This is a genomic window from Pseudomonas sp. NPDC085632 (assembly GCF_044541255.1).
In the GTDB taxonomy this organism is placed as follows: domain Bacteria; phylum Pseudomonadota; class Gammaproteobacteria; order Pseudomonadales; family Pseudomonadaceae; genus Aquipseudomonas.
Genome location: NZ_JBITSX010000082.1, coordinates 1 through 10,526 on the forward strand (window position 1 = coordinate 1; position 10,526 = coordinate 10,526).

The following is a 10,526-nucleotide window of genomic DNA, read 5'->3' on the forward strand; positions in this document are numbered from 1 at the left end:
AGGCGCCAGCCGTTGGCGCGAAGGCGTGCAGTGCCTGATCGGCAACGGCGTGGTGGTTGCACCTGACGCCCTGCTGCGCGAGATCACCAAGCTGGAAGAAAAAGGCGTACCGGTGCGCGAGCGTCTGCGTATCAGCCCGTCCTGCCCGCTGATCCTGTCCTTCCACGTGGCGCTGGACCAGGCTCGTGAAAAGGCCCGTGGCGAGCTGAAGATCGGTACCACCGGTCGCGGCATCGGCCCGGCTTACGAAGACAAGGTCGCTCGTCGTGGCCTGCGTGTTGGCGATCTGCTGAACATGCCGCGCTTCGAAGACAAGCTGCGTGAACTGGTGGATTACCACAACTTCATGCTGGTTGGTTACTACAAAGAGCCGGCCATCGAGTTCGAAAAAACCCTGGCCGAGTGCAAGGAATACGCCGAGCTGCTCAAGCCGCTGATGCTCGACGTGACCGCCGAGCTGCACGACCTGCGTCGCGCCGGCAAAGACATCATGTTCGAAGGCGCCCAGGGTTCGTTGCTCGACATCGACCACGGTACCTACCCGTACGTGACCAGCTCCAACACCACTGCCGGTGGCGTAGCGACCGGTTCCGGCGTTGGCCCGATGTTCCTGGACTACATCCTGGGCATCACCAAGGCTTACACCACTCGCGTCGGTTCGGGCCCGTTCCCGACTGAGCTGTTCGACGACGTTGGTGCGCACCTTGCCAAGCAAGGTCACGAGTTCGGCGCCACCACCGGCCGGGCCCGTCGTTGCGGCTGGTTCGACGCCGTTATCCTGCGTCGCGCTATCGATGTGAACAGCATCTCGGGTATCTGCCTGACCAAGCTGGACGTACTCGACGGCCTGGAAACCATCAACATCTGCGTCGGCTACAAAGATGCCGAAGGCAACGCCGTTGCTCCGACCGACGCTGACAGCTACGTAGGCCTGCAGCCTGTGTACGAAGAAGTACCGGGCTGGACCGAATCGACCGTGGGCGCCAAGACCCTGGAAGAGCTGCCAGCTAACGCTCGTGCCTACATCAAGCGCGTTGAAGAGTTGATCGGCGCGCCGATCGACATTATTTCGACGGGCCCGGACCGCAACGAAACCATCGTTCTGCGTCATCCGTTTGCTTGATAAGTCGTTGATGTAAAAACACAAAGGCCCCTTGATCGGGGCCTTTGTCGTTTATGCCTGTTGGACGGCATGACCTTTGCTGTGAATCTATCTACAAGAGTGCCATCAAATTAATGGCGTCAGAAGTAGAGGTATTCACAGTGTCGGCCGTTCTCTCACTGTTACAAAGCCGTTTGTTGCGGCCTGTATTCGTTACCCTTGGTATCGCCCTTTTGGTGCAGGTGTTGGTGGCGGTTGCCCTGACGCGGAGCACCGTCACGGCGCTGGAAGCTGATTTGGCTGTGCGCCTGGGCGCCGACAGCCAGAAACTCTCCGGTGAACTGGAGCAGGCCGGGCGAGAGGTCACGTCGAGCCTTGATGCGTTGTCCGCCAGTACCCGTCAGCGGCTGACTGCCGGTCTGTCTTCGCGACTGAAAGACGAGCAGGCGCAGTTGCGTGCGACCCTGGAAAAGGATCTGAAGGATTCGGCCAACGACATGGCGCAGTTGCTCGCCTCGGTGGCGCCGCGCGCCATGTGGGACAGCGACGTGCCGACCCTGTCCGAGTTCGCCCGGCGGGCCCAGCGCAATCCCAATGTGTTGTTTGTGGTGTATGACGACGCCACTGGCCAGCATCTGACCCGTTATCTCAATCGTGAAAACCCGATCAACAAGGCCCTTCTGGAAAAAGGCCAGGGCGAGCGTGCGCTGGATAAGGTGCTGGATGCGGCGAAGAGCGATCCGTCGGTCTACTACCTCGAAGCGTCGATCAACCCTAATGGCGTGGAAATCGGCAAGGTGCTGATGGGGGTTTCCACTGCGTCGGTGGAAACCGATCTGGCAGCGCTCGACAAGCGCTTCTCGGCATTGATCGCCAGCAGTGATCAATTGGTCGGTGACAGCCTGAAGGGCGCTGCGGCAGATAGCGCCAAGGCCATGCAAACACGTCTGCAGTCGGCGCAGTCCACGGCTACCGAGATGAAAGCCAATACCGCCAATACCGTTCAAGAGGCTGCTGCGACCCTGCGCTGGCGGATCGGCATGGGCCTGGCGTTGGTCGGTTGCGGTGTGCTGCTGTTGCTGGCGGTCGTGCTCGGTCATCGCGTGGTCAATCGGCTGAAGATGCTCAATGCGGCGATGGATGATCTGGCGGCGGGCGAGGGCGATCTGACCAAGCGTGTGCAGATCAACAGCAAAGATGAGATCGGTGACATGGCTTCGGCGGTCAATCGCTTTGTGGATAAGTTGCAGCCGATCGTGCGCGAGGCAGGCGATGTCGCGCAGCGTACTGGCGTCGAGATTGGCGCGATGACCCTGCGCAATGCCGGTGCGGATGCGGCGGCGGGCATGCAGCGTGATGAAGTGGCGGAGAGTCTGCGCGCACTGTCGCAAATGGCGGATGAAGCGCAGTCGGAAAGCCATGCGATGCAAGCGGCGTTGAAGCAGGTTGTGGATATTCGTCAGGCCACGGACGAAAACACTCGCACCTCCGCCAAGGTCGGCAGCCTGATCGAGGCGCTGGCGGGGCAGGTCGACACCGGTGCGAAAGTCATTGAGCGGCTGGCGCAGCAGAGCGAGCAGATTGAGGTGGTATTGACGGTGATTCACGGGATTGCCGAGCAGACCAACCTGCTGGCGCTCAACGCGGCCATCGAGGCGGCGCGTGCTGGTGAGACCGGGCGTGGATTCGCTGTGGTGGCCGACGAAGTGCGGGCGCTGGCGAGCAAGACACAAAGTTCTACCGGCGACATTCAGGCGCATATCGTCGCGTTGCAACAGGGTGCACGTGAGGCGGTCGAGGCGATCGGTCAGGCCGGGCGTCAGGCCAGCGAAGGTTTGCTGGTGTTGCGTGACAGTGCGCGGTTGCAGCAGTCGGTACAAACGTCTGTCGAGCAGGTGCACGCGGCGATTGGTCTGGCAACCCAGGCAGCGGCGCATCAGGCGCAAGGCGCGCAAGCGGTGCGTGGTCGCGTCGAGACGATTCATGCGCAGGCCGAGAAGGCGGCGCAGGCGGTGGTGGAGACCACGGCGAGTGGCAAGGTGCTGGATGGCTTGGCGGCGCAGTTGAAGGCGAGTCTGGGGCAGTTCAGGGCTTAAGATCAAAAGATCGCAGCCTGCGGCAGCTCCTACATTGATCTCCTGTAGGAACTGCCGCAGGCTGCGATCTTTTAGCGGCTCAAATACATCCGCGTCGTCAGCAGGTAAACCGGTAACCCGGAAACCAAAATCAACAACGCCGCATAAGGCGCCGCCGCCGCAAACTCGACGTTCGCGGTATGCGCCCACACCTCGGTCGCCAGCGTATTAAGCCCGGTCGGACTCAACAGCAACGTCGCCGTCAATTCCTTCATCGCATCGAGAAACACCAGCGCAAACGCCGCGCCCAATGCCGGGAAGATGATCGGCAGCGTCACTCGGCAAAACGCCGTGAACGAAGAAGCGCCCAGCGTGCGTGCAGCCTCTTCCAGCTGTGGCGCAGCTTTGTTCAGAGCCGTGCGGATCGGCGCCTGCGCCAGTGGCAGAAACAGCAGCGCATAAGCGATCAGCAGCAGTCCCGACGTCTGATACAGCGCTGGCACGTAATGCAGGGCGAAATACACCAGCGTCAACGCAATCACCAATCCTGGCAGTGCATGCAGCAGATACGGCAAGCGCTCGGCCCAAATCGCCAGTTGGCCTTTGTAGCGCACCACCAGCAAGCCGACCGGCACGGCCAGCACCAGGCACAGCGCCGCACCGCCAAGGGAAAGTGCCAAGGAAGAAAGCAGCGCTTCAGTGATTGCTGCGACCGGGAATGCTGCCGATGAACCAACCGCCAGCCAGTACGCCAGCATTCCCAGCGGAATCCCGCTGCCGACAATCGCCAGCATCAGGCAATACGCCTGACCAGCCGCCGCCCATGGCCCCAGTCGAACTTGATCGGCCTGACGCGCTGCGCCTTGACCTGTGCGCACATGCCGACCCTTGCCGCGCACGCGTAATTCCAGCCACAACAACACCAGACACAACGCCAGCAAAACGGCCGAAAGCATCGCCGCGTTGGCGTTACTGAATTCCAGTTCGAACTGTTGATAGATCGCCGTGGTGAAGGTTTGCAGGCCGATGATCGACAGCGCGCCGAATTCCACCAGCATGTGCAAAGCAATCAACAGCGAACCGGCCAACAACGACGGCCAAAGCAGCGGCAGGGTGACGCGAAAAAACACTCCCCAGCGATTCTGCCCCAGGGTGCGCGCCGACTCTTCAAGGGACGGATCAAGATTGCGCAGCGTCGCCGCCACTGGCAGAAAGATCAGCGGGTACTTCGACAGGCTCATCACCAGAATCGCCCCGCCGAGCCCTTCGAACTGCGCGCTCAAAGAGACCCAGGTGAAACTGCTGACAAATGCCGGCACCGCGAACGGCAGGCACAGAATCACGCCCCACAAGCGTCGCCCCGGCAGATTGCTGCGTTCCAGCAGCCACGCCAGCGACAAGCCAATCACGCCGCAGGTGAGGGTTACGCCCACCATCAATGCCAAGGTATTGCGCAGCAGGCCGAACACATACGGGCGCCACAACAAGTGCAGCGCTTCGGCCCAGCCGGCCTGCCATGCTTTGAGCCCGACATAGGCGAGCGGCAACAGGCTCAGTACCACCAGCAGCAATACCGGCAGCACCAGCCAGATCGATGGTCGCTTGCGCTTTGGTGCGTAACCCCCGCGCGCGGCGGGGGCGGATAACGATGCGGCCATCAGTTCAAGCCAACTTCACGTTCCAGTTCCAGCGCTTCTTCGGCATTGCCCAGATCGGCTGGCGTTACGTTCGGTGCGTCCAGTTCGCTGAACGGCTTGAGCCCGCGATCCGATTCCATGCCTTTGTGCAGCGGGTATTCAGCGGTGGTCTGAGTGATCACGCGCTGGCCCTCTTCGCTGGCCATGTAGGCAAGAAATTGCTGGGCTTCTTTTGGATGTTTGCTGGATTTCAGCACGGCTGCGCTGGATACAGTGATCAGGCCGCCGACGTCGCCGCCGGTGAAGTAATGCAGTTTCGAATCCAGTTTGCCTTTCTCGCGTTGCAGGGCGAACCAGTAGTAGTTGTTCACCAGCACAGTGGCGACTTCGCCGTTTTCCACCGCTTTAAGGGCGACCATGTTGTTGCTGTAGGTCTTGCCGAAGGCGCGCAGGCCGGTGAGCCATTCTTCGGCGGCGTCACGACCGTGCAGCTTGATGATCGCCACGGCCTGTTCCTGGAACGCGCCGCTGGTCGGTACGAAGCCGACTTTGCCCTGCCACTTCGGATCGGAGAATTCCATTACCGATTTCGGCAGGTCTTTTTCGTCGACCAGTTTCGGGTTGTAAGCGACTACGCGAACGCGCGCCGTCACGCCGATCCACGTGCCGTTACCAGCGACATATTTTTCTGGCAAAACGGCGAGGGTGGCGTCGTCGGTCTTGGCTAGCAGGCCCAGTTCACCGAGATTATTCAATGGCGGCGATTCTTCGGTGTAGATCACGTCGGCAGGGGAGCGGTCGCCTTCTTCGATGATCTGGCTGGCGAGCTGATTGCTGCTGCCTTTACGCACGTTGACATGAATGCCGGTCTTGGCTTCGAAGGCTTTGGCGATCGCATCGCCGACTTCCTTGTGTTGGCCGTTGTAGAGAGTCAGGGAAACCGCGTCGGCAGCCTGGGTGAGGGGAGTGGCGAGCGCCAGGCCGAGGAGGGTAAAGGTCAAGCCTCGGCGCAGGGTATTTCGAAACGTCATTCGCAGGGTTCCTCACTGTCGCATTGCAAAAACTTGCAACAATGATAAACGATATTGTTTCTCAAGTGCGCCTTGCGAGAGGCTGTCAGCTCTGGTACGGCCTCTGCGTTGAACTGTAGGAGCTGCCGAAGGCTGCGATCTTTTGATCTTTTTTTTCAAAGAACAAGATCAATAGATCGCAGCCTTCGGCAGCTCCTACATGGAGATATCAGGGTTTCGGGTAGGCAGAAACGCAAAAACCCGCTTTCGCGGGTTTTTGTGAAATCCAAGGCCGTAACCTTGAATTTGAATTGGTGCCCAGAAGAAGACTCGAACTTCCACGACCGTAAGGTCACCAGCACCTGAAGCTGGCGTGTCTACCAATTTCACCATCTGGGCAATCATCGCTAGCGTTGCCGCTGTTGATGTGGCGCACTATACGGAGCGCCTTTTGATCTGTAAACCCCTGATTTAATTTTAATAAATCAGTTTTAAGAAAACCCGGGCTTAGAATGCAAAAAACCCGCTTTCGCGGGTTTTTGTGTGAGGCTTGAAACTGATCTAGTCTCAATCTCGAAATTGGTGCCCAGAAGAAGACTCGAACTTCCACGACCGTAAGGTCACCAGCACCTGAAGCTGGCGTGTCTACCAATTTCACCATCTGGGCAGTATCGGCAACGCTTGTGCGTCGTCGATGGCGCGCACTATACGGAGCGTCTTTTTAACTGTAAACCCCTGTCAGTAAAAAACATGATTTTTTTTACCAGCGGTGTTCAAAACGGCTTTCCAGCGTCGATACAGGACCTCTGTTGGGCCTTATAGAGTCGGAAATTTCCCGTTTCATGGCGCCTATGCCAAACTAACCCGCATATAGACAAGGTGAAAACTCTCTAATGGCCGATTGGCAGTCCCTCGATCCCGAGGCCGCTCGTGAAGCGGAAAAATATGAAAACCCTATTCCTAGCCGCGAACTGATTCTGGCGCACCTCGCCGATCGGGGTTCGCCTGCTGCCCGCGAGCAACTGGTCGAAGAGTTTGGTCTGACCACAGAAGACCAGATCGAAGCCCTGCGCCGCCGCCTGCGCGCCATGGAGCGCGACGCTCAATTGATCTACACCCGCCGTGGCACTTACGCGCCGGTAGACAAGCTCGACCTGATCCTCGGCCGCATCAGCGGTCACCGTGACGGTTTCGGCTTCCTCGTCCCTGACGATGGCAGCGACGACCTGTTCATGAGCCCGGCGCAAATGCGCCTGGTGTTCGATGGCGACCGTGCGTTGGCCCGTGTGTCCGGTCTCGACCGTCGCGGTCGCCGCGAAGGCGTGATCGTCGAAGTGGTCTCGCGTGCTCACGAAACCATCGTCGGTCGCTACTTTGAAGAAGGCGGCATCGGCTTCGTCGTCGCGGACAACCCGAAGATTCAGCAAGAAGTGCTGGTCACCCCGGGCCGCAACGCCAACGCGCAGATCGGTCAGTTCGTCGAGGTGAAAATCACCCATTGGCCAACGCCGCGCTTCCAGCCGCAAGGCGATGTGGTCGAAGTGGTCGGCAACTACATGGCGCCGGGCATGGAAATCGACGTTGCCCTGCGCACCTACGACATTCCCCACGTCTGGCCTGAAGCCGTTCTGAAAGAAGCGGCCAAGCTCAAGCCGGAAGTCGAAGAGAAAGACAAAGAGAAGCGCGTCGACCTGCGCCATCTGCCGTTCGTCACCATTGACGGCGAAGATGCCCGCGACTTCGACGATGCTGTTTATTGCGAAGCCAAACCGGGCAAGCTGCGCCTGTTCTCTGGCGGCTGGAAGTTGTACGTGGCGATTGCCGACGTTTCCAGCTACGTGAAAATCGGCTCGGCGCTGGACAACGAAGCGCAAGTGCGCGGCAACTCGGTGTACTTCCCCGAGCGCGTCGTGCCGATGCTGCCTGAGCAGCTGTCAAACGGTCTGTGCTCGCTGAACCCGCACGTCGATCGTCTGGCCATGGTTTGCGAGATGACCATCTCCAAGTCCGGTGAAATGACCGACTATTGCTTCTATGAAGCGGTGATCCATTCCCACGCTCGTCTGACTTACAACAAAGTCAGCGCGATGCTGGAAACGCCGAAAATCACCGAGGCGCGTCAGCTTCGCGGTGAGTACAACGACGTTCTGCCGCACCTCAAACAGCTTTATGCGCTGTACAAGGTTCTGCTGGCGGCTCGTCATGTCCGTGGCGCGATCGATTTCGAAACGCAGGAAACCCGAATCATCTTCGGTACCGAGCGCAAGATTGCCGAAATCCGTCCGACCACCCGTAACGACGCGCACAAGCTGATCGAAGAATGCATGCTGGCGGCCAACGTGGCCACCGCCGAATTCCTCAAGAAACACGAAATTCCTGCGCTGTACCGCGTTCACGATGGTCCGCCACCGGAGCGTCTGGAAAAGCTGCGTGCGTTCCTTGGCGAACTCGGTCTGTCTCTGCATAAAGGCAAGGACGGCCCGTCGCCGAAGGACTACCAGGCATTGCTGGCGAGCATCAAGGATCGTCCGGATTTCCATCTGATCCAGACCGTGATGCTGCGTTCGCTGAGCCAGGCGGTGTACAGCGCTGACAACCAGGGCCACTTCGGCCTGAATTACGAAGCCTATACCCACTTCACCTCGCCGATCCGTCGCTATCCAGACCTGTTGACGCACCGCGCGATCCGCAGCGTGATCCATTCGAAACAGGACACCCCGCACGTTCGCCGTGCCGGCGCGATGACCATTCCGAAAGCGCGCATCTATCCGTACGACGAGGCCGCGCTGGAGCAACTCGGCGAGCAGTGCTCGATGAGCGAGCGCCGTGCCGACGAAGCGACCCGCGACGTCGTGAACTGGCTCAAGTGCGAGTTCATGAAGGATCGCGTGGGCGAATCGTTCCCGGGCGTGATCACCGCAGTGACCGGTTTTGGCCTGTTCGTCGAACTGACCGATATCTACGTCGAAGGCCTGGTGCACGTCACCGCGCTGCCGGGCGATTACTACCACTTCGATCCTGTGCATCACCGCCTGGCGGGCGAGCGCACCGGCCGCAGTTTCCGTCTCGGCGATACCGTTGAAGTGCGCGTCATGCGCGTTGACCTCGACGAGCGCAAGATCGACTTCGAGATGGCTGAAAAAACCATCAGCGCGCCGATCGGTCGGAAAAAGCGTGGTGCTGAAACTGCCACGCCTGCTGCCAAGGCTTCGGAAGAGAAGGCCCCGGCAAAAACCGCCGGCCGTCGTCCAGCCAAAGAGAAAGCTGCCGAAGCCTATCGTCCAAGCGACGCTGTGGCGAAAAACGCCGAGCTGCGTAAAAGCCGTGAAATGAAGAAGGCTCTGCTTTCCGACGCCAAAAACGGTGGTAAAGCGGCGCCTGGGGGAAAGACCGGGCGGTCGGCGCCTGAAAAGGCCTCCGGCGGCAAGCCAGCGAAACCGAGCAAACACCGTAAGGGCCCGCCAAAAGCGGGTTCGGCTCCAGCCAAAAGTGGCGGGGCACGTAAACCGAAGGCGAAGTCATGAGTCAGTTGGAAAAAATCTACGGCGTTCATGCGGTAGAAGCGTTGCTGCGTCACCACCCGAAACGCGTCAAGCAGATCTGGCTGGCGGAAAGCCGCAACGATCCGCGCGTGCAGACGCTGGTGGAGCTGGCCAACGAAAATCGTGTCCAGGTCGGTCAGGCCGAGCGCCGCGAAATGGACGCCTGGGTTGAAGGTGTTCACCAAGGCGTGGTCGCGGAAGTCAGCCCGAGCCAGGTCTGGGGCGAAGCGATGCTCGACGAGCTGCTTGATCGCACTGATGGCGCACCGTTGCTGCTGGTGCTTGACGGCGTGACCGATCCGCACAACCTCGGCGCCTGCCTGCGTTCGGCCGATGCGGCCGGTGCGCTGGCGGTGATCGTACCGAAAGACAAGTCGGCAACCTTGACCCCGGTCGTACGTAAAGTGGCTTGCGGCGCGGCGGAAGTGATTCCGCTGGTCGCTGTAACCAACCTTGCCCGTACGCTGGAAAAACTTCAGCAACGCGGTCTGTGGGTTGTCGGCACGGCAGGCGAAGCTGAAGTCAGCATTTACGACCAGGACCTGACGGGCCCGACCATCCTGATCATGGGCGCTGAAGGCAAAGGCATGCGTCGCCTGACCCGTGAACACTGCGACTATCTGGTGAAACTGCCGATGGCCGGTAGCGTCAGCAGCCTCAACGTTTCGGTCGCCACCGGCGTGTGCCTGTTCGAAGCACAGCGTCAGCGCGGTGCAAAAGCCAAGGCCGGCACGAAGAAATCCTGAGTCGTACACGATTCAAATGTGGGAGCGAGCCTGCTCGCGAAAGGGGAGTGTCAGTCGACGTAAATGTTGCCTGGCAAACCGCATTCGCAAGCAGGCTCGTTCCCACAGTGTTTTGTGGCGTGGCATAAATGGGGGATTGTTCAAATAATCACCAATTGCCTTGCACCTCTTCTATCCCTTCTCTACAATTGCGCCCCTTGCTGTGACGGCAGGCACGCATGTGCCCCGCGCCAGCAAGTCCATAAGTGTCATTCACTCCTTGTCTGACCGTTTTTGAGCGGCAGGCTACAACCCGTAAGGAGCATTCATGCGTCATTACGAAATCATCTTTTTGGTCCACCCGGATCAAAGCGAGCAAGTCGGCGGCATGGCCCTGACCTTCGCGCTGATCTCCAGCCTGGCGGTGGTCAGCAG

The 10,526-nt window shown here is 59.6% G+C and carries 6 protein-coding genes, 2 tRNA genes and 1 pseudogene; 5 read left to right on the top strand and 4 right to left on the bottom strand.

The window, feature by feature from the left end:
- Both ACIF4X_RS28410 and ACIF4X_RS28415 read left to right on the top strand, forming a co-directional pair.
- Positions 1–1,123: adenylosuccinate synthase (locus ACIF4X_RS28410; protein WP_397484605.1), on the top strand; the 1,123-nt coding region annotated here is incomplete at its 5' end.
- A 140-nt stretch (positions 1,124–1,263) separates the two neighbouring features.
- Positions 1,264–3,198 carry a methyl-accepting chemotaxis protein gene (locus tag ACIF4X_RS28415; RefSeq protein ID WP_397484606.1) on the top strand — a complete coding sequence of 645 codons (1,935 nt, stop codon included), beginning with the start codon at positions 1,264–1,266 and terminating at the stop codon, positions 3,196–3,198.
- Positions 3,199–3,269: 71 nt separating this feature from the next.
- Here ACIF4X_RS28415 and ACIF4X_RS28420 read toward each other — a convergent pair whose 3' ends face one another.
- The 4 genes from ACIF4X_RS28420 to ACIF4X_RS28435 all read right to left on the bottom strand — a co-directional run bounded on the left by ACIF4X_RS28420 (position 3,270) and on the right by ACIF4X_RS28435 (position 6,491).
- Positions 3,270–4,835, bottom strand: a complete 1,566-nt coding sequence (locus tag ACIF4X_RS28420; RefSeq protein ID WP_397484607.1) for an ABC transporter permease — start codon at positions 4,833–4,835, stop codon at positions 3,270–3,272.
- A complete protein-coding gene (locus ACIF4X_RS28425) occupies positions 4,835–5,845 on the bottom strand; it encodes an extracellular solute-binding protein (protein ID WP_397484608.1) in 1,011 nt (336 codons plus the stop codon). The genes ACIF4X_RS28420 and ACIF4X_RS28425 overlap by 1 nt, the downstream gene beginning before the upstream one ends.
- A gap of 291 nt (positions 5,846–6,136) precedes the next feature.
- A tRNA-Leu gene (locus ACIF4X_RS28430) sits at positions 6,137–6,223 on the bottom strand.
- A gap of 181 nt (positions 6,224–6,404) precedes the next feature.
- Positions 6,405–6,491: transfer RNA gene (locus tag ACIF4X_RS28435), tRNA-Leu, on the bottom strand.
- A 226-nt stretch (positions 6,492–6,717) separates the two neighbouring features.
- Here ACIF4X_RS28435 and rnr point away from each other — a divergent pair.
- The 3 genes and pseudogenes from rnr to ACIF4X_RS28450 all read left to right on the top strand — a co-directional run.
- Complete coding sequence (gene rnr, locus ACIF4X_RS28440; RefSeq protein WP_397484609.1) at positions 6,718–9,348, top strand: ribonuclease R; 2,631 nt, start codon at positions 6,718–6,720, stop codon at positions 9,346–9,348.
- The gene (gene rlmB, locus ACIF4X_RS28445; protein ID WP_397484610.1) at positions 9,345–10,112 is read left to right on the top strand and encodes a 23S rRNA (guanosine(2251)-2'-O)-methyltransferase RlmB; all 768 of its coding nucleotides are present in this window, start codon (positions 9,345–9,347) and stop codon (positions 10,110–10,112) included. Before rnr ends, rlmB begins: the two co-directional genes overlap by 4 nt.
- Positions 10,113–10,419: 307 nt before the next feature.
- Positions 10,420–10,526 (top strand): annotated as a pseudogene (locus ACIF4X_RS28450) (hypothetical protein); the annotation flags it as partial.